This window comes from Clostridium sp. Cult1 (assembly GCF_021655095.1).
In the GTDB taxonomy this organism is placed as follows: domain Bacteria; phylum Bacillota; class Clostridia; order Tissierellales; family Tepidimicrobiaceae; genus Schnuerera.
This window is the reverse complement of sequence record NZ_PPXW01000001.1, coordinates 2,440,376-2,461,203: the sequence shown is the minus strand read 5'-3', so window position 1 is coordinate 2,461,203 and position 20,828 is coordinate 2,440,376. Positions and strand designations below refer to the sequence as shown.

Sequence of the window (20,828 nt, the reverse complement as noted above, 5' to 3'; positions counted from 1 at the left end):
TCAACTCCTATCCAATTTTACATGTCTTGATATATTTAAGAGAATGCCTACCGATGACATATAAAGAATTAATGACGTTCCCCCATAACTAATAAAAGGAAGGGGGATTCCTGTTGTTGGTATGGATGATGTAACTACTGCAATATGGATTAAAGACTGGACCGTAATTAAAGCCACTATGCCTGTAGCAAGTAAGCAACCAAAAAGGTCTTCTACATTTAGAGCAATTCTAATTCCTCTCCATATAAGTATCATAAATAATAGAATTACCGTTAATGCACCTAAAAAGCCAAGTTCCTCTCCGATAATTGCAAAAATAAAATCATTATATGGTTCTGGAATATAGAAAAATTTTTGCCTGCTTTTACCCAAACCTAGCCCAAATAAGCCGCCAGAACCTAATGCATATAGGGATTGCACTGCCTGCCATCCAGTATCAGCTTTATCAGCAAAAGGATCTAAAAAAGCAGTAAGTCTCCTCATCCTATATTCATTTTCATCACTAGTAATGGCCAATACTAATCCAACAGAAGCACCTGCTAATAATAAAAGCAAATGACTAATTTTTAATCCAGATACAAAAAACATGCTCATTAAAGTCATTCCCAAAGTTACAGTTGTACCTAAGTCCTTCTGTAAATAGATTAACCCACAAGATAATCCAATAATTAATACAGTAGGAATAGTGGTCTTTTTAAAATCCTTGATCATATCCTTTCTTTTAGATAAAAAAGCAGCTAAAAAAATAATAGATCCCAATTTAATTACATCAGATGGCATAAAAGTAGTAAATCCCAAATTAACCCATCTTCTTGCGCCTTTTTTTACAATTCCTAAAGGAGTAAATATTAATAGGCCACTTAACATAGACATAATATATATTAATTTTGACATTCTATATATTATCCTGTAATCAAAATTCATAAAAAAAAGCATCGCAATTAATCCTAAAGTCGCCGCAATAATTTGCTTTTTTAGGAAATAATAACCATCATTCATCCTTATGCCTTCTGGCCAAGATGAACTAAATACCATAATTATACCTATAAATACAAGGAGTAATGTTGCTAAAAGTAAAGTGAAGTCACATGCCCTCTTTTTAACCTTTTTAGCCATTTTTTTCCTCCCTTAAGTCATATACATAATTTTTAAAATCATTACCTCGCATTTCAAAACTACTATACATATCCCAAGAAGCACAAGCAGGTGATAACAAGATATTATCCCCGGTACTAGCTAATTCATAACTTTTGTTAACTGCTTCTTCCATTGTATTCACTATATATATATTATTAAATCCATATTTTATGGCAGTATTCTTTATTTTTTCTTTAGTTTCTCCTAATAATACAACGGATTTTACTTTATACTTGAAAGATAGAATAAAATTATCAAATTCACTTCCTTTATCCTGACCGCCAGCTATTAATATAATAGAAGATTTTAGAGCTTCTATGGCTTTTATGCTTGCTTCAGGATTTGTTCCCTTTGAATCATTATAAAATTTAACTCCATTAATAGTATCTACATATTCAATCCTATGTTCAACTCCTGGAAAAGTTTTAAGTACTTCATTCATAATTTTTATGTCTAGTCCCATTATCCAGCCTATAGCTACACTAGCAAGGACATTTTCCAGATTATGCTTTCCTAGAATTTTTATTTCTTCAGTTCTAATGATATTATGAACTTCATTTCCATCATCTATTACTATATACCCATTTTTTATATATGCTCCCTTTGAAATTTCATTATCAACACTAAACCAAATTAAATGAGACTTTATTTCTTCTCCTAAATTCTTTAATAAAGGATCATCATAATTAAGGATAGTATATTCGTCTTCAGTTTGATTGACAAATATTTTTTTCTTTGCATTGATATAGTTGTCTAAAGTTTTATGCCAATTTAAATGATCTGGTGTGATATTTAATATCAAGCTGATTTTAGGGTTAAATTTCACAGTATTTTCTAATTGAAAACTACTAGTTTCAACAACAAATATATCATCTTTGGAAGAACTTACAACATCCCATAGAATTCCCACACCAATATTTCCTGCTACATGAGTATGGAATCCTGCTTTTTTAAAAAATTCTCCTACTAAAGTAGTTGTTGTAGTTTTTCCATTAGTACCTGTAATAGCAATAAAATTACTGTTTGGACTAATCCGATAGGCTAGTTCCAAGTCGGTAATTACCTCAATACCCTTCTGCTCAGCTTCCTTTATAATATCTAGATTTAATGGTATTCCTGGACTCTTAATAATTAAATCTATGTTATTTAGTGGAACATCATTAGTCCCTAAATATAATTCTATATTTAAATTTTTGATTTCAGAAATATTTTCTTCTAATTCCTTTTCATCTTTTAAATCACTAATAGTGATTTTAGCCCCTAATTTATTTAAAGCTTTTACAGTAGAAATCCCACTAATCCCTAGACCTAATATTAGTATATTTTTGTTTTTCAAATCCATATTTACACCTTACTTTCTATTAGTTTAAACTTGCCACACCTACTAAACATAAGATTACGGTAATACTCCAAAACACAATCACTACTTTAGTTTCTTTCCATCCTTTTTGTTCAAAATGATGGTGAAGAGGGCTCATCAAAAAAACTCTCTTTCTTGTAAGTTTATAAGATACAACTTGAATAATAACGGATAAAGCCTCAGCAAAATATATTCCTCCTACTATTGGAATCATTAAAGGTAAATTTAATAATATTGCAATAGCAGATACAGCTCCACCTAAAGCCATAGAACCAGTATCTCCCATAAATATCTTTGCTGGATAAGCATTATATATTAAAAAACCAAGACAGGCCCCAGTCAATGAGGCTGAAAATATGGAGATACTATCCATCCCCCAATTAAGAGCCACTAGTCCAAAGAAGGATAAAACTATTAAAGTAACTCCAGAGGCTAATCCATCTAATCCATCAGTTAAATTAACACTATTTACAGTACCTACAACAACAAAAGCTATAAAAGGCACATAAAGAACTCCCAAATCCAAATATCTATGACTTAGAAAAGGAATAATTACTTTGGTACCTAACATAGATGTTCGAGATTGATAAATTGCTAACAATATAGCTAATATTATTTGGCCTATTAGCTTTTGATATGCTCTCAATCCTAAAGATCTCTTATTAACTATTTTCATATAATCATCAATAAATCCTATAAGTCCAAATCCAATAGTTGATACTAATAAAATATACATATCACTGTTCAACAACCCTGAACTTATCGTCGTTACAAGTAATGCAATTACTATTATAATACCTCCCATAGTAGGTGTTCCAGATTTTGTTAAGTGAGTTTTGGGTCCATCTTCTCTTACATTTTGACCGATGTTAAGCTTTTTCAGTATTGGTATTATAATAGGTCCTAATATAACAGTTATTATAAACGCTATAATAACAACTCTAATAATATCTATATATTCAACCATTTGTTTTCTCCTCTCTCGTATCTGCTGCTGTTATTTATCTAAATTATTCAGTATATCTAACACTATTTGCTTTTCATCAAAAGGAATTACTTTATCTTTAATGATAGTATATGTTTCATGGCCTTTTCCAGCCAATAATATTACATCCTTTGATTTAGCATTTGATAAAGCAAATTCAATTGCTCTTCGCCTATCAGTAATAGCTATATATTTTCCTTTAACCTTTTCAACTCCTACTATAATATCCTTAATAATTGATTCCGGATTTTCAAACCTTGGATTATCTGAAGTCACTATACACAAGTCAGCATGCTTTGCTACCGTCTCCCCCATAATTGGTCTTTTAGCTTTATCCCTATTGCCACCTGCACCGAAAATAACAATTTTCCTTCCCTCAGCAAATTGATCTATAGTCATTAAAACCTTCTCTAAACCATCAGGTGTATGAGCAAAATCTATAATGACACTAAAATCTTTATCTATTGGAACTGTATCAAATCGACCTGTAATACCTGTAATGGATTCTAGCCCCATCTTAATTATAGATAAGTCCACATCATATACGATTCCACAGGAAGCAGCCGCCAATGCATTATAAATATTGAATTTACCTAATAATTTTAAATTTATGGGAATAGAACCCTTCGGAGTGTTCAAAGTAAAATCTACTCCCTTAATATGACATTTGATATCTGTAGCGTAAACATCCCATTTATCATTTAATCCATATGTAATAATAGGTATGGGATTTTTAATATCATCTATCATCCTAATTCCAAAAGGATCATCTCCGTTGATTATATTATACTTTTTAGTTCTATCAAATAATTTAAGTTTACTATTATAGTAATTTTCCATATTCAAATGGTAATCTAAATGATCTTCTGTTAAATTAGTAAAAACACCTACCTGAAAATCTATATATTCTACCCTTTTTAAATCTAAAGAATGGGAAGATACTTCAATTGCACAATACTCAGTATTTACTTCTACCATCTTACTTAAATGATCTTGAATAGTTAAAGATTCGGGGGTTGTATTTTTTAAATCTATTACATTGCCATCTATTATAGAACCTAGAGTTCCAATTAAACCTGTCTTTTGGCTATTTTTTTCAAATATACCCTTTATTAAATATGTAGTCGAAGTTTTTCCATTAGTACCTGTCACTCCGATTAGTTCCAATTTTTTAGATGGTTCCTTAAAATATTTAGAAGAAAATCTAGCCAATGCTTCGATTGTACTATCTACTTTAATTAATGTAATATCACCTATATCTATTTCTACATCCTTTTGGACAACTAAACAGTTTGCTCCATTTTCAATGGCTTCTTGTAAATAATCATGCCCATCTACGGTAAATCCTTTAATAGCAACAAACATATTATCCTTAGATACTTTTCGAGAATCCTGTTGGATTCCCTTAATATCAATGTTACTACTACCATTTACAATCTCGCATTTACTGTTTGCAATTATTTCTTTTAACTTCAATTCTATCCCTGCTTTCATTTCATAAATATAATGAATTAAAAGGCAACTTAATAAGTCGCCCCTTAATATATTACTCTTTAGCATCTGAAAATTCAACTTTTATATTATAATTTATATCAATTTCAGTACCAGGTAAAGGATCTTGGTTCATTACTGTGCCTTCCCCAATAAAATCATATTTTAGACCCAGCCCATCTAATGTTTTAATTACATCTTCTCTAGATTTTCCTTTAAGATTAGGCATAATAATTTTACTTTCTTTTTTATAATCTTCATCTAGATATAGATCTATTATGGATCCTTTAGTTACCTCCGTTCCAGGCAAGGGGAATTGATCTATAACCATGGAGTTTTCTATGATGTTAAATGATTCAGTTGTATATTTGAATCCTAAATCAGATAATATTTTACCAGCTTCTTCTATCTTCATATTCCGAACATCAGGAACATTAACAGTATATTCAAATTGTTCTTTTTCTTCCTCTGTAAATTCTGGTTTAACTTCCAAATATGATAAGGTTTCCTCTATTATCTTTCCTGCCACTGGAGCAGCAACACTACCACCATAATAAATGCCTTCAGGCTCATCTACAATAACCAATATAGCTATCCTTGGATCAGAAGCTGGTGCTACTGCAACAAAAGAGCCAATATATTTTCCAGGTGCATATTTACCATCTATTATCTTTTGAGCTGTTCCAGTTTTACCTGCAACTCTATAACCTGGTACATAGGCATTGGTTCCAGTTCCTTTTGATACAACACTTTCCATCATCTCTAACATGGTATCTGATGTGGTTTTAGATATTACTTGCCGTTTAATCTCTGGTTTGTTTTCTATGATAACATTACCTTCATCATCGATTAATTCTGATACAAGCCTTGGTTTCATAAGATTGCCTCCATTGGCAATAGCAGAGACAGCATTAATCAGCTGAATAGGGGTTACAGCTATACCGTGTCCATAGGACATAGTAGCCAAATTGATTTCTTTTATAATATCAGTATTAATAGGTATTATTCCTCCCTGCTCACCAGTCAATTCAATGCCAGTCTTTTCTCCAAACCCAAAAGCTTTAATGTATTTATAAAGTTTATCTTTACCTAACTTCCTTCCTAAATCTACAAAGACTACGTTACAGGAATTTTCCATGCCTTCCTTTAAAGTTTGAGCTCCATGAGGGTTATACCATCTTGCACATTTTAGTACCCCTCCAGGTATATCTCTTACAAAACCGTTACAATAAAAATTAGTTTTTGTATTAGCCACATTTTCTTCAATAGCCGCAGCAGCAACTATGGTCTTAAATGTAGAACCAGGTTCATAGGCATCATTAATAGCAAAGTTACGCCACATATCGTACCATTTTTTCTTTAACTCGTCATCAGATAAATTTTCCCATATCTTTTTTTCTTCTTCATTTAAAGGTTCCCTTGGGCTATTTGGATTATATTGAGGTAGAGTTGTCATTGCTAATATATCTCCAGTATTGGGTTCCATAACTATTATTGAAATATTTTTAGCTTTAGTAGTTATTAAAGATTCCATAGCAGCCTTTTCTGCAAAATGTTGGATAGTTTCATCGATGGTTAAAACTACATTTAACCCATCTTCTGCATCATAAACCCTTTCTCCATCATAAGGCATTTGTCTACCTCTTGCATCCTCTGTTTTAACCCATCTTCCTGGGCTTCCTGATAGATACTTATCATAGGTCTTTTCAATGCCATATAATCCATAATTATCTATATCAGTGAAACCGATAACATGGCTAGCAAAATCTTCATAAGGATAAAATCTTTTATTATCATCAACAATTTCAATTCCTGATAACTTTAAATTTCTTAATTCTTTAGCTTCTTCTTTAGATATCCATTGCTTTATCTTTTCTACATTGGTTTTTTTCGTTATTTTTTCATAAACCAATGATTCGTCCATTTGAAGCACTTCTGCTACTTGTTTAGCTGTATTTATTGGATCAGTTATATCAGCAGGACTAGCCCATACAGTATATGAACTAACAGAAATTGCTAATTTTTTTCCATTTCTATCGTATATAGTTCCTCTTTTTGACTTTATCTCTATCCCTTTTGTCCATTGCTCTAAGGCTCCTTTTTTCAATTCTTCCCCTGTTGCAATTTGAATATACCCTAATCTAACAATAAGAGCAAGGACTACTATCGTTACTACAATGAGTACAAATATTAATCTTTTTTTTGAAACATTGCTAGGTACTGTCAAATTAAACCCTCCTAGAATAAACTCAGTACCAAATTGAAAATATTTTTAAATTGACCTACTATAGAGATTCTCTCTTTTTCATCTGATTTATCTGGCAACTCTAGTTCGTCAATATCTACATATACTATTTGGTCCTCTGTTGGATAATTCATGCCTAACATAACAATGGCATCTTCCTCGATTTTAGAAGAACTTTTTATAGTTTCTAATTCAGCAACTAGATTTTCTTTCTCTTTTATTAGTTCAATTCTTTGTTTTTCTAATTCTGTAATCTCCAATCTCATCTTAGTAATATTTGCATATCTATATAAAATAAACAAAGATAATATTAATCCAATCATTGCAATTCCCATCATGGCTAATTTATGTATAGCCTTGTTTTTTTTCTTAACCTTAACTACTTTTTTTCTTTTACTTTTTTCAGTATTGACTTTTTCAGGAGAATAATTATATTCTTTTTTAGCTACTAACAATTTATTCCTGCCCCCTTTATTTTAGAACTTAAACCCGCTCAACAATTCTTAACTTTGAACTTCTAGCCCTAGGATTTCTATTTATTTCATCTACAGTTGGTATAATAGGTTTTTTAGTGATTATTTTAACCTCTCTTTTTTTATCGCAAACACATACCGGAAACTCCGGTGGACATATACATTCTTTATTTAACTCTTTAAACTCTTCTTTTACAATCCTATCCTCTAAAGAATGGAAAGTGATTATGCATAATCTACCACCTTTATTTAGCAATCCACACATAGTAGGTATACTCTTCTCTAGTACATCCAATTCTTCGTTTACCTCTATTCTAATGGCTTGAAAGGTTTTCTTAGCAGGATGATGTCCTTCCATTCTAACCCTTTTGGGTATAGCTTTTTTTATAATGTTTACTAAATCCAAAGTAGTATCAATAGATTTAATTTTTCTCTCATTTACAATAAATTCCGCTATACGCTTTGCCCATCTCTCCTCTCCATATTTCCAAATAATCTTTTCCAAGTCTTCCTGGGAATATTTATTTACTACATCCCAAGCACTAAATTGTCTTGTGTTATCCATTCTCATGTCCAATGGTGCTTCTTTGTTATAAGAAAATCCTCTTTCTTCTTGGTCCAATTGGTGAGATGAAACACCTATATCTAATAAAATACCATCAACTTTTTCTATTCCTAAGTTAAACAATATTTTTTTAATGTTTACATAATTATCATGGACCAATATAGTTTTATCTGAATAATCCCTCAAGACTTCTTTAGCTTTGTTGATAGCGTTAATATCTTGATCAATTCCAATTAGTTTACCTGTTGTCAGTCTTTTAATTATTTGATAAGAATGTCCAGCGCCACCTAATGTTCCATCTACATAAATCCCATCTTCTCTAATATTTAAGCCATCTATTGCCTCTTTCAATAATACAGGTATATGTTCAAACTCCAATTTTTTCACTCCTTAACATCAAATGCCTAACTCTGCCATTTTTTCAGCAATATTATCATAACTCAAACTATCATCTTCATTATAAGCAGTCCATTCCTCTTTGCTCCATATCTCAATTCGTGCAGCAACACCAATAATAACTGCATCCTTTATAAGTTTTGCATGTTCTCTTAAATTACCTGGTATAAGTACTCTGCCCTGTTTGTCTAATATACATTCTGTTGCTCCTGCAAAGAAAAATCTAACAAATGCTCTAGCATCTCTGTTGGTAAGTGGTAAAGATCTTAGCTTTTCTTCAAGCACTTGCCACTCTTCAATGGGATAAACAAAAAGACAGTTGTCTAAACCCTTAGTCATAATAAAATTTGACCCTAGGTCTTCCCTGAATTTAGAAGGCATAATTACTCTACCTTTATTATCAATTGTGTGTTGGTATTCACCTATAAACATACCATTCACCCTTTACTGTCCTCTCTATTTTCTTTTACCCCACTTTGTACCACTTTACCCCACATATTATTAATTCTATACCATTTCATTAATTCCTGCTATAGTTTTAAAAAAAATTCTTTTTTTAATAGGGCTTTAGCCCTATTTATTTACATTTTTTATCTTTTTCTATTATTATTTGATAATCTTCCAATTATTAAAGAAAAATAAATAAAAAAAATAGAGGTTTCCCTCTATTTTTGTATAGTACTGTTTTTTCTTCTCTTTAATAAATAATAAATTGCTATAAATACCGACAATATACTAATAAGTTGAGCTATCCTTATAGATCCTAACATCAAACTATCCGTTCTAAGCCCTTCAACGAAAAATCTAACGATTGAATATAATATTAGGTACAGTAAAAACACTTCTCCCGAAACTTTAGTCTTATTACGTCTATACCATAAAAGAAATAGAAATACCATAAAATTTCCAAGGGACTCGTATAAAAAAGTTGGATGGACTTTTACACCATCTATCACTATACCCCAAGGTAAGTCAGTAGGTGTACCATAGGCTTCTTGGTTTATAAAATTGCCCCATCTTCCTATTGCTTGGCCAAGGATTAAACTTGGAGCACAAGCATCCGCTACTTTCCAAAAGTCTATACCTTTTTTTCTAGTAAATATCACTGCTACAATAACAGCTGCTATTATTGCTCCATGAATAGCCAAGCCCCCACCTCTAAAATGGAATACTTGTATCAAATTGTTTTTATAATAGTCCCAGCTAAAAATCACATAGTGTATTCTAGCACCGATTAATGCTATAGGGATAGCATATAACAGAAGATCTATCATAGTATCTTCACTAATTCCTAGCCTTTTAGCCTCCCTTAACGCTAGTATAGTCCCTATAACTACCCCTAGGGAAATTAAAATACCATACCACATTACCTCTATGCCAAATATTTTAAATGCTACAGGATTCATCTTTTGTCACCTTCCCTATGTTTATTAATATAGTTAGTATAGCATATAATTTCTAATTTACCCAGAAAAACATATATTAAAAATAGATTAAGTGATTTATTCTATAGAGTTTTGATGACTCCTTAGAAAGTATATAGTATCTAAAGTCAATTCCTTTGAAGCTTCTATTATTTCTTCTTTAGTTACCTTATCGATATCTGCTATAATTTGATTATAGCTTCGATTATCTTCAGTTAGTATTTTGTCAAGAAAAAATTCTGATATCAATATCCCATTTTTATTTATAGCTTTAACTGAACCTTTAATTGATTGCTTTGATGTTCTCATCTCATCTTCATTAAATTTTCCTTTTTTCAATTCATCTATTCCATTTCTAATCTTTTTTATTATTTCTTCAATATCTGTTAGTGAAGTACTACAATCCATTAAAATAAAGGATTTGTATTTGTTTATTTTTGAGTTAACTAAATATAAAGCTTTATTAGGCCTTGTTATTTCCCCTAAATTTTCTGCATTAATTCTATCTTCTAAAATATTATTGGCAACCAATAATCCATTGTATAAGGAGCTTTCGTAAGGTATACCTGTTCTATATCCTACTACCAACCTATTTTCATCTATGTCCATATTCTCGTAAATCATGTTTTTAATCATTACTTTTCCAGCTATATACTCCCTCTCAATTTTATAAATATCATTTTTCTTAAATTTGAAACTCTCTTTTAAATAGTCTTCAATATATCCTTTATATTCACCTACAAAAAATATTTCCATGGGGGCTTTGGATAATATTTTATTATAGTGTTCAGATAATGTTACACTATCTATTTTGGCTAAATTCTCCATATATCCTAAAGGAGAAATGCTGTATTTTTCATTTTTATACATTTCTTCAATACATCGTTGTATAGAGTAATTTTTGATATCTTCTTTTTCTTTAATTATCATTTGCTCAAGAATTTTCTTTCCTTCTTCCACATATTCAGAGCTGAATAAACCTTCCTCTAAATAAGGAGCGAATATTATATTTTTTAAAAGATTAATAGTATCTACTATATGATTATCATAATTCATATGAGGCAATTTAGGTATTTCTATTGAAAATCTAATTACTTGTCTCTCTCCTTTTCTATCTATATCTACACTCAACCATGAATCATTTAATTCTTTTAATCTTTGAGAAATTCTTATGCTTGAATCGTATATTTTAGTTCCCATCTTCAAAACTATAGGAATTAAAGCATTTTTTGTTACATCTTCTCTATCTAAAGGTAGGATAAAATAGACACTAAGTAAACTTGATTTCAATTCATCCATGTTAATTAAGTTAAGATTTATTCCTTTAGTAATATTTACTCTTTTAGATTTTAACTCCACACAATTTACCTCCTTCATTTATATATGCTATTATATTATCTTTATTTATAATTAGTGCTTAATAATAATGATATAAATAAAAACCCGATCATATGACGGGTTTTTTATTCTTTCTTCAATTTTTCAATAATTCTATTTATTTCTTTCACCTGTTCATCATAGGGTTTTCCATTCATTAATGCTAATATGACCTTTTCAATTTGCTCAAATGTCTCTTTATTATCTGTTATTAACACCTGTCTTATCATAGTATCATTTTCTAAAACTGTATCTATTACCATTTCCTTTATATCATCTGTTAAAGTTGAACCGTCTGCCATTTCTAAACCAATGGCTACAACATCATTAAATATTATTGATGTAGCATTATCTATTCCATATAGATTTACCACTAGATTCGATATATTTTCTGAACGAATTATAATATCGTGATCTTTACCTCCTACATCTAATGTAATTTCTTCTTCCTGATTTTCATCTACTATCAAATTATCTTTAGAGCATCCAGTAGTAATAATACCTAATATTGTTACTATAATAAATAATTTTATAAAAAACTGATTTTTATCTTTCATTAAATAATCCTCCTTTCATCTATAGTTTTTCAATAATAGAAAAATTTATTACAAAAATGGATTTATAAAATAGGTTTTATCCAATATATTATTAATTAAACCTATTGGTGTTGAATTGAAGTTTTAGATAATATATAATAGTTCTTGTGCAAAGTTTATGGATTTGTGAAAGGAAGATTTTGATGAAATTAGGAATTGTGGGACTACCAAATGTCGGTAAAAGTACTTTATTTAATGCATTAACATCTGCAAAGGCAGAAGCACAGAATTATCCGTTTTGTACTATAGAACCAAATGTAGGAATAGTATCAGTTCCAGATAAAAGACTGGATATGTTGGCTGATTTAGTTAACCCAGAAAAAATAGTTCCTGCTACTATAGAATTCTTTGATATAGCTGGATTAGTTAAAGGTGCTAGCAAAGGTGAAGGATTAGGGAATAAGTTTTTATCACATATTAGAGAAGTTGAATCAATAGTTCACGTTGTTAGATGTTTTGAAGACGAAAATGTAACCCATGTAGAAGGAAAGATTAGCCCAATAAATGATATTGAGATAATCAATTTAGAATTAATGCTTTCTGATTTAGAAATAATAACTAATAGGTTGCATAAAGTTGAAAAACTGGTTAAAGGTGATAAATCTTATAGCAAAGAATTTGAATTGCTGAAAACCGTAAAGGATTCTATTGAAAAAGAGCAACCATTGAGAAGTATTGGTTTTTCAGGTGAAGAGATACATTTGTTGAGAAGCTTTGGTTTATTATCTATAAAGCCTGTATTATATGTTTGTAATATATCTGAAGAAGATCTGCTACAAGGTGAAGATAATAAATATGTGAAATCAGTTAAAGAGTATGCTTCAAAGGAAGGTTCTGAGGTAATTGTAGTTTCGGCAAAGATCGAAGCAGAAATATCTCAGTTAAGTAAAAAAGAAAAAAAGGAGTTTTTATCTGAATTAGGGCTTGAAGAATCAGGATTAGATAAGTTAATAAATGCTAGTTATGATCTTTTAGGTCTCATGAGCTTTTTGACTGCAGGTCCAAAGGAAGTAAGGGCTTGGACGATTAATAAAGGAACTAAGGCACCACAAGCAGCAGGAAAAATACACTCGGATATAGAGCGTGGATTTATCCGAGCAGAAGTAATAAATTATAAAGATTTATTAGAATGCGGTGGAACTGCTCAAGCAAAAGAAAAAGGCCTTATACGATTAGAAGGCAAAGATTATATAATACAAGATGGAGATGTAGTGTTGTTTAGGTTTAATGTATAAAACCAAGGAGTGAAATTTTCTCCTTGGTTTTATCTATTAACAGATCTAGCCATCCTTCTATAAGTATGTCTCTTACCCTTAATTGCTATAGAATATATCATTATATTTTCTGGAGTAGCCATTCCTGGAGACATACCAGCATCACCTATATGATGTATATCTGTACCTATCATTTTGCTATATATAGCAATATTTCTGATTGTCCACTCATCAGCACCCTCTTGGGAAGTGCCTATTGAAGTTATTGTTAATTTATTATAGGAATGACAATAGTCAACTAGTTCCTTTGCATAGTCTAAGGTAATCCCCGGTACTGTTCCTGGAGCTGGAATCAATATTATGTCACTACCTGCTCCAATAAATTCCTTTATCAACTCTTTATTTATAATATTTCCTCCTGCTTCTTCTGTGCTACCAGCACTATGCATTTTCCCTGCTGCTATTATTATTTCATCTCCAACAGTATTTTTAATCTCTTTTATAGATTGAATGATTTTGTCATTGGTAACTCCAGTCTTAGGGTTTCCTGTTAATAATACTATATCTACGCCTTGTTCAACTAATTTTTTCACATTTTCTACTGTAGCTATCCTACCCTTAGGTAATTTAATTCTATCGTGAACCAATATGTCTTGATCTACAGGCTCTAAGTTGGCTCCTACCATCCTACCAGTATAGAATTTTATTTTCTTTATCGTTTCTTTAGGCTCCCCAACAGGTATGCCTTCTACATACGGATTATCAACATCATAAAGATTCAATAAAAGAATATCTGCACCAAAAGCAGAAGCTAATTCAACATTACTTACATCCCAAAGCAAAGGTGTAGCAGTGCATATAACCTCTGACATAATAGTCCTGCCTTCACCATTTTTTATGCTCAGTAGTTTTTCTTCTTTAGTCATATTTTTAATATCAGATGTATCCAAATCCAATATTCTTTTAATCATAATTTTCCTCCTATTGCTAAATTTTATGCAGGTAATGTGGCAACTTAACAATCACCATATTACCTGCAATAATCAATTTATCATTTTAAATTCTTGTTAATTTCATCTGCAATAATTTCAGCTTTTGTACCTACTATAACTTGAACATTATTTGCTGTTGGTTTTAATATTCCAGATGCCCCTGCTCTTTTCAACTCTTCTTCATCGATTAAATTGCTATCATTTACAACTAATCGAAGTCTTGTAATACATGCACTAACTTCTCTTAGATTATCTGCTCCTCCTAAAGCCCTTATATATGATTCAGCCACCCCATCCATTCCTATTTCACTAATTAATTCATCTAGTCCTTCTCCTTCTTCATCTACTCTACCTGGAGTAGGTAAATCTAGTTTCTTAATAGCAATAACAAATATTAGATAGTATATAATTCCAAATGCCAATCCCACCGGAATAAGAAGCCATCCATTTGTAGCTAATTTCATATAAAGGAAATAGTCTATAGCTCCAGCAGAAAAACTAAATCCATGCTTAATATTAAGCATGTATGCAACAGATAAAGCTAGACCTGAAAGTAAAGCATGGATAATGTATAAAGAAGGAGCTAAAAACATGAACATAAACTCAATTGGTTCAGTAATTCCCGTCAAGAACGAAGTAAATCCAACAGAAAACAAAGCTCCACTAACTTCTTTTCTGTTCTTTGGTTTTGCTGTTCTATACATAGCTAAAGCAGCTCCTACTAGTCCAAACATCATTATAGGATAAAATCCAGCCATAAATATCCCTGCATTAGGATCCCCTGCTAAAAATCTACCATAGTCACCAGTTCTACCACCAAATTCTCCAAATATAAACCAAACTATATTATTGATAACATGGTGTAATCCAACTGGAATTAAAAGCCTATTTAAAAAACCAAAAGCAAATACTCCTATTGCACCTGCCCCTATCATCCAATTTGCTGCTGTGTCTATGGCATTTTGGATAGGTGGCCAAACATATCCAAATATTAACGCTAATATAATACAGACAAAACCAGTAACTATAGGAACAAATCGTCTTCCTCCAAAGAACCCTAACCAATCTGGGAGTTTAATATTATGATATTTATTATATAAATTCCCTGCAACTACTCCTACAATTATCCCTCCAAGTACTCCCATATTGATAGTTTCGTTGATAACGTTTGCCCCTTCGGTAAGGACAAAATATCCTACTACACCAGCTAAACCTGCAGCTCCTGAATTATCAAAGGCAAGTCCTACTGCTACACCTATAGCAAATATAATAGGAAGGTTGCCTAATATTGCATCTCCTGCTGCAGAAATAAATGGAATATTAAAAACATCATCCTGACCGAGCCTTAATAATATACCCGCAATAGGTAAAACTGCCACTGGCAGCATTAAAGCTCTCCCTAATTTTTGTAATTTCCCAAATAAACCTCTCATCTAGAATACCTCCTTTTGATATAAATTAAAGATTTAATTCTATCCTCCTTTCTATAAAAAAAGGCACAAACCTATTATGTAATCGACATATACAGTCTAGGTTTATGCCTTTATTGTTGTGCTAAATTTGTTTCTATATATATTTCCATATCATTATATTACTATTTTCAATATTCATAGAATATACCAGCACTATAATTTTCTATAGTTTATAATTTATGATTATGCTTGGATCTAATACTCTAAAGGTAAAGGATTCAGTAATAAAGAATCTAACCTTCTTATTATCGTTATACTGATAACCAATAGATAGATCTTGACCAATAGTTAGCTCTAAATCTTCGTGATCATAAGGGACTAGCAAGGCTCCATCTAATACATGACTATAGACAATTTTATGTCCAAGAAGATCTTCTATCCTTTTTTCTAATGGATAGGAAGTTTCTTTAGATATAATTTTTTTGTAAGCTTTTTCTCCTACTATTAATGTAAAAGGTCCTTCTTGGTAAACTTCCTTAAGTTTAATCAGACCTTCTGTTATTGATTCCATAATGGAGTTAGGGTCATTTCCAAAGTCTAGTGTTTCTCCTTCTACCGACTTGATCAAACCCTTAATATTTGCACTCTCTAAACCATTATATACTGCATTTTCTTCAAATAGTGCAATCTTTTTAGCAGCTTTCTCTAAAGGTTCGTAATCAATATCCTTCGCCCCTCGAGTTATATTGTCTAATTCCCATCTATCCATTTCAAATTCAACTCTTGCTTCTGTTAAAGGCAATACTTGATAATTGCCATAACAAAGATCTCCATCTTCTTTTATTTCTCCTAATCTTCCATCTGTTATCACATTAAAGTCAAGACCTTTAGGACCTTCTACTTTAACTACCCTTCTTGCTGAAAGATAAGTTTTAAAAACCTCCATAAGCCTGTCTTCTATTTCTTCCCAAGCTTCTTTAGTTATAGGTGCAAGTTCTTTATATAACATTTCCCTTTCACTCCCTTATTTTAAATCTCCAACATTTAATCCAGATTTTCCTTCAGTTTCCTCTTCATTATTCTTTCCCATTGCAGTCTCTTCAATACCAGCAATAGGTCCTTCAGTAAATAAGTAAGTTCTTAATTCTTGGTCCCATACAGGCATATTCCTTCTTAGCCATTCTAAAGTCATGCATACATGTTCAATTTCTTCGTCTCTATTGTGGGCCATTATAGCTTTTAACTCTTCATCATTAGAAGCTACTACTCTTTGATTATACCAATCCACAGCTTCCACTTCTTCTTTCAAACTGTTAAGGGCTCTAACTATATCTTTAGCCTTATCATCTAACAATTCCACCGGTTCATGATATTGACTCATAAATTATCTCCTCCTACACTTTATTGTACTATATTAATATTACCCACTAGCAATCAAAGTAATCATTTTTACTAAAAAATCCCTTTAGATAATTAAAAAAAGCTAAGTAATTTTAACATTATATCACTTATCTTTTTTATGATTTTTTCAATTTGTTTGTTTAACTATTTTTACAGAAGCACTAGCTCCAATTCTTGAAGCACCTGCTTCTATCATAGCTAATGCAGTTTCATAATCTCTTATTCCCCCTGAGGCTTTGATTTGTAAATTATTGCCTACAACAGTTTTCATAAGTTTAACATCTTCAAGAGTAGCCCCTCCAGTACTAAAACCAGTTGAAGTTTTTACGAAATCAGCACCAGCTTCCATAGCCAGTTCACATGCTTTTATCTTTTCTTCTTGATTTAATAAACAAGTCTCTATAATTACTTTTACAATTGCTTTATTTTTGGTAGCATCTACGACCGCCTTTATATCATTTCTAACAACATCATACTCTTTATTCTTTAATGCTCCAATATTTATAACCATATCTACTTCATTAGCTCCATCTTCAATAGCTTTGATAGTTTCGTATGATTTTACATCTTTAGAATTTGCACCTAATGGGAACCCTATTACCGTAGCAATTTTAACTTCTGAATCCTTCAAAACTTCCTTAGCCAAACTCACGTAAAAAGGATTAACACAAACTGCTGCAAAACCATATTCTTTTGCTTCACTACATAAACTGCGAACCATATCCTCAGTAGCTTCCGGTTTTAACAATGTGTGATCAATCATAGAAGCTATGTTTTTCATCAAATCACCCCTATTATTTTATCAGCTCAACCAAATCTCCATTTTTCACTCCAGCAGCATTTCCTTCTTCAATATCCACATGCATTTCCAGAGCAAAATTATCCTTTACTCTAACCAAAACATTTTCAAATACAACCGCTCTCATACCTTCAGTTTTTACCTTAACTATATCCCCATCTTTAACCCCATATTTTTCTCCATCTGAAGTATGCATATGTATATGTCTTGCTGCAACTATTGTCCCCTTTTCCAAATCAACCTCACCTTTTGGTCCAATAACTTTAACTCCAGGAGTTCCTTCTATATCTCCTGAATTTCTAACTACTGGTGCTACCCCAAGTTTAAAAGCATCAGATATAGAAATCTCCACCTGAGTATTTCCTCTTATAGGTCCTAAAACCCTAACGCCCTTAATAGTTCCTTTAGAACCAACTATATCTACTTTTTCCTCACAAGCAAATTGACCAGGTTGGGATAAATCTTTTGTCCTAGTTAACTTATAGTTATCTCCAAATAGAGTATATAAATCCTCCTGGCTTAAATGGATATGTCTATTAGATAGTGCAATTGGTAATTTAGAATTCATTCTTATTCCTCCTCATATTATTTAAGTTTGTCTTCTTCACTAATTATATTAGTTTGCCAGTGAAAAATCAAACATCTAAGATAAAATCTGAAAAAGAGTATGATAAAAATCCGGATAAGAAACATTTACACATTCATGATCATTAATCCTAGATTTTCCCTCTGGTAATAATGATGCAATGGATAATGCCATTGCTATTCTATGATCATTATATGAATTAAGATCTGCAGCTTTTAATGAGCTTTTACCTTCAATAATCATTCCATCAGGTTGTTCTAGTATATTTGCACCCATCTTCTTTAACTCTCTAGAAATTGATATTATCCTATTGCTCTCCTTGTATTTTAATTCTTCTGCCCCTTTAATAATAGTTTTTCCACTAGCCAAAGAAGCTGCTACAGCAATAATAGGTATTTCATCGATTAAAGTTCCAACTATATCTCCATCAATTATAATCCCTTTTAACTTTGAGTATGTAACTTGGATATCTGCAACAGGTTCATTATTCACATATTTTTTATTAAAAATTTTGATATTTGCACCCATCTTTTTCAACACATTTATAATACCAGTTCTTGTAGGGTTAATCCCAACATTACGTATGATAATATTTGAATTATTAATTAAAGTTGCTGCGACTATAAAATAAGCTGCAGACGATATATCTCCAGGAACATGAATTTCCTTACCTACTAAGCCAGGGTTTGATTTAATAAATATTTGACCTTCTTTATTTATTACGGGACAGCCAAAAAAGTTTAACATCCTCTCAGTATGATCTCGTGTCACTTTTCCTTCCATAATTCTGCTTTCACCTTCTGCATATAAAGAAGCTAAAAGTATAGCAGATTTAACCTGAGCACTAGCTACTGGTAGTTGATAGTTTATTCCTTTTAATTTGCTCCTTGGCTTAATCTCCAACGGAGGATATTTATTCTCTCTCCCCTTAATACTGGCTCCCATCTTTGTTAAAGGTATTATAATCCTGTCCATTGGTCTATTAGTCAATGATTTATCACCCATTAAGATTGAAGAAAATTCCTGACCTACCAATATACCACTTAAAAGTCTCATAGTTGTACCAGAATTACCGCAATTAATTATGCCATTTGGTTTCTTAAGACCTTTTTCTCCTACTCCTTTGATAATAATTTTCCCACAATTCTCATTAACAATAACTCCCATATTTTTGAAAGCCTTTATAGTCATCTTTACATCCTCTGACATTAGTATGCCCGATATTAAAGTATCTCCTCTTGCTAAAGCACCTAACATTATACTTCTATGGGAAATAGATTTATCTCCTGGAACTTCTAATTCTCCTCTTAAACCTTTCGCTTTCCCTTTGATAATCAAATCCATTCACCCTTTAAGCTGTTTATTATTGTCTTATCATCAACATCATTAAATATATCTACTTTTCCTTTTCCTGTAGGCAAAACAAATACTATTCTTCCATCTATATTTTTCTTGTCATTTTTCATCGTATTTATTAAAGTTTTAATCTCTTTAAGGTTAAACTTTATTGGAGTTACAAGACTTTTAACTACTCTATATATTTTATCAAAATACTCTTCATCAATTAATCCTAATTCCATGGAAATATAAGATTCATATATTATACCTAAAATCACAGCCTCTCCATGATTATATTTGTTAAAATTATAATAACTTTCTATGCTATGGCCAATAGTATGGCCAAAATTCAATATCTTTCTTAGCCCTTTATCATACTTGTCCCTGTTTACTATATCTTTTTTGATTGAAATAGATTTATTTATTATATTTAAAAGTGTATCTTCGTCCTTACCATATATATTTCCAAGATTTAAGCTAGTAAATTCGTATAGATTATAATCAGCTATTAAACCATATTTCAAAATCTCGCCCAAACCACATGTTATATCTCTTTTAGATAAAGTTTTTATAAAGTTTATATCTATTAAAGTCATCTTTGGAAAGTAAAAGGATCCAATAATATTTTTAAGCCCACCATAATCTATTCCTACTTTTCCTCCAATACTACTATCTACTTGTGCTAAAAGAGATGTAGGAATTTGAATATAATCTATGCCTCTCTTAAAAATAGATGCAACAAAACCCGCAATATCTCCTACTACTCCCCCACCAAAACCGATAATTAAAGCGTCTCTATCAATATTTTTATCAATTAAATTGTCAAATATGGATAAAAGAGTCTCAATTGTTTTACTCTTTTCTCCAGGAGAAAGAATAAAAAAATTAGCATTGTATTTTTTAATAACCTCTTGCAAGCAACTTGAATATAATCCATTAACATTTTCATCGGTTATAATATACAAATCATCTATTCTTGCTTCTTTCAAATAGCTATCCAGTTGTCCAACTATATTCTTGCCTATTCTTATTTTCAT

Annotated in this window: 20 protein-coding genes; 1 reads left to right on the top strand and 19 read right to left on the bottom strand. The window is 31.2% G+C overall.

Annotated elements, in window-relative coordinates; genetic code table 11:
- The 11 genes from ftsW to C3E89_RS12230 form a co-directional block, all read right to left on the bottom strand.
- Window positions 1–1,116, bottom strand: coding sequence for a putative lipid II flippase FtsW (gene ftsW, locus C3E89_RS12280; protein WP_236913232.1), 1,116 nt, complete (start codon window positions 1,114–1,116; stop codon window positions 1–3).
- Window positions 1,109–2,479 carry a UDP-N-acetylmuramoyl-L-alanine--D-glutamate ligase gene (murD, locus tag C3E89_RS12275; protein ID WP_236913231.1) on the bottom strand — a complete coding sequence of 457 codons (1,371 nt, stop codon included), beginning with the start codon at window positions 2,477–2,479 and terminating at the stop codon, window positions 1,109–1,111. The genes ftsW and murD overlap by 8 nt, the downstream gene beginning before the upstream one ends.
- 19 nt (window positions 2,480–2,498) lie before the next feature.
- A complete protein-coding gene (gene mraY / locus C3E89_RS12270; protein ID WP_236913230.1) occupies window positions 2,499–3,464 on the bottom strand; it encodes a phospho-N-acetylmuramoyl-pentapeptide-transferase in 966 nt (321 codons plus the stop codon).
- A 30-nt stretch (window positions 3,465–3,494) separates the two neighbouring features.
- Entirely contained in the window at window positions 3,495–4,958 is a 1,464-nt protein-coding gene (locus C3E89_RS12265) for a UDP-N-acetylmuramoyl-L-alanyl-D-glutamate--2,6-diaminopimelate ligase (RefSeq protein WP_236913229.1), read from the bottom strand.
- Between the two features lie 70 nt (window positions 4,959–5,028).
- Complete coding sequence (locus tag C3E89_RS12260) at window positions 5,029–7,200, bottom strand: stage V sporulation protein D (RefSeq protein ID WP_236913228.1); 2,172 nt, start codon at window positions 7,198–7,200, stop codon at window positions 5,029–5,031.
- Window positions 7,201–7,211: 11 nt separating this feature from the next.
- Window positions 7,212–7,673 carry a cell division protein FtsL gene (locus C3E89_RS12255; RefSeq protein WP_236913227.1) on the bottom strand — a complete coding sequence of 154 codons (462 nt, stop codon included), beginning with the start codon at window positions 7,671–7,673 and terminating at the stop codon, window positions 7,212–7,214.
- Window positions 7,674–7,701: 28 nt separating this feature from the next.
- Complete coding sequence (gene rsmH / locus C3E89_RS12250; RefSeq protein WP_236913226.1) at window positions 7,702–8,634, bottom strand: 16S rRNA (cytosine(1402)-N(4))-methyltransferase RsmH; 933 nt, start codon at window positions 8,632–8,634, stop codon at window positions 7,702–7,704.
- An 18-nt stretch (window positions 8,635–8,652) separates the two neighbouring features.
- A complete protein-coding gene (gene mraZ, locus C3E89_RS12245) occupies window positions 8,653–9,084 on the bottom strand; it encodes a division/cell wall cluster transcriptional repressor MraZ (protein ID WP_236913225.1) in 432 nt (143 codons plus the stop codon).
- 233 nt (window positions 9,085–9,317) lie between these two features.
- Window positions 9,318–10,058, bottom strand: a complete 741-nt coding sequence (lgt, locus tag C3E89_RS12240; RefSeq protein ID WP_236913224.1) for a prolipoprotein diacylglyceryl transferase — start codon at window positions 10,056–10,058, stop codon at window positions 9,318–9,320.
- 96 nt (window positions 10,059–10,154) lie between these two features.
- Window positions 10,155–11,435 carry an insulinase family protein gene (locus C3E89_RS13460; RefSeq protein WP_236913223.1) on the bottom strand — a complete coding sequence of 427 codons (1,281 nt, stop codon included), beginning with the start codon at window positions 11,433–11,435 and terminating at the stop codon, window positions 10,155–10,157.
- A gap of 104 nt (window positions 11,436–11,539) precedes the next feature.
- On the bottom strand, window positions 11,540–12,010 hold the full coding sequence (locus C3E89_RS12230) for a YhcN/YlaJ family sporulation lipoprotein (RefSeq protein ID WP_236913222.1): 471 nt from the start codon (window positions 12,008–12,010) through the stop codon (window positions 11,540–11,542).
- 182 nt (window positions 12,011–12,192) lie between these two features.
- On the opposite strand from C3E89_RS12230, the gene ychF reads away from it, so the two are divergent.
- Window positions 12,193–13,284, top strand: a complete 1,092-nt coding sequence (gene ychF / locus C3E89_RS12225) for a redox-regulated ATPase YchF (protein WP_236913221.1) — start codon at window positions 12,193–12,195, stop codon at window positions 13,282–13,284.
- A gap of 29 nt (window positions 13,285–13,313) precedes the next feature.
- On the opposite strand, the gene C3E89_RS12220 is transcribed toward ychF, so the two are convergent.
- The 8 genes from C3E89_RS12220 to aroB form a co-directional block, all read right to left on the bottom strand.
- Complete coding sequence (locus tag C3E89_RS12220; protein WP_236913220.1) at window positions 13,314–14,234, bottom strand: DUF7916 family protein; 921 nt, start codon at window positions 14,232–14,234, stop codon at window positions 13,314–13,316.
- An 80-nt stretch (window positions 14,235–14,314) separates the two neighbouring features.
- On the bottom strand, window positions 14,315–15,688 hold the full coding sequence (gene nagE, locus C3E89_RS12215) for an N-acetylglucosamine-specific PTS transporter subunit IIBC (protein WP_236913219.1): 1,374 nt from the start codon (window positions 15,686–15,688) through the stop codon (window positions 14,315–14,317).
- A 202-nt stretch (window positions 15,689–15,890) separates the two neighbouring features.
- Entirely contained in the window at window positions 15,891–16,676 is a 786-nt protein-coding gene (locus C3E89_RS12210; protein WP_236913218.1) for a family 1 encapsulin nanocompartment shell protein, read from the bottom strand.
- A gap of 15 nt (window positions 16,677–16,691) precedes the next feature.
- Window positions 16,692–17,048, bottom strand: coding sequence for a ferritin-like domain-containing protein (locus C3E89_RS12205; RefSeq protein WP_236913217.1), 357 nt, complete (start codon window positions 17,046–17,048; stop codon window positions 16,692–16,694).
- 147 nt (window positions 17,049–17,195) lie between these two features.
- Window positions 17,196–17,849 (bottom strand): deoxyribose-phosphate aldolase, encoded by a 654-nt coding sequence (deoC, locus tag C3E89_RS12200; protein WP_236913216.1) that lies wholly within the window; start codon window positions 17,847–17,849, stop codon window positions 17,196–17,198.
- Between the two features lie 13 nt (window positions 17,850–17,862).
- A complete protein-coding gene (gene pduL, locus C3E89_RS12195) occupies window positions 17,863–18,435 on the bottom strand; it encodes a phosphate propanoyltransferase (RefSeq protein WP_236913215.1) in 573 nt (190 codons plus the stop codon).
- 75 nt (window positions 18,436–18,510) lie between these two features.
- Complete coding sequence (aroA, locus tag C3E89_RS12190) at window positions 18,511–19,797, bottom strand: 3-phosphoshikimate 1-carboxyvinyltransferase (RefSeq protein WP_236913214.1); 1,287 nt, start codon at window positions 19,795–19,797, stop codon at window positions 18,511–18,513.
- Window positions 19,788–20,828, bottom strand: coding sequence for a 3-dehydroquinate synthase (gene aroB / locus C3E89_RS12185; RefSeq protein ID WP_236913213.1), 1,041 nt, complete (start codon window positions 20,826–20,828; stop codon window positions 19,788–19,790). Before aroB ends, aroA begins: the two co-directional genes overlap by 10 nt.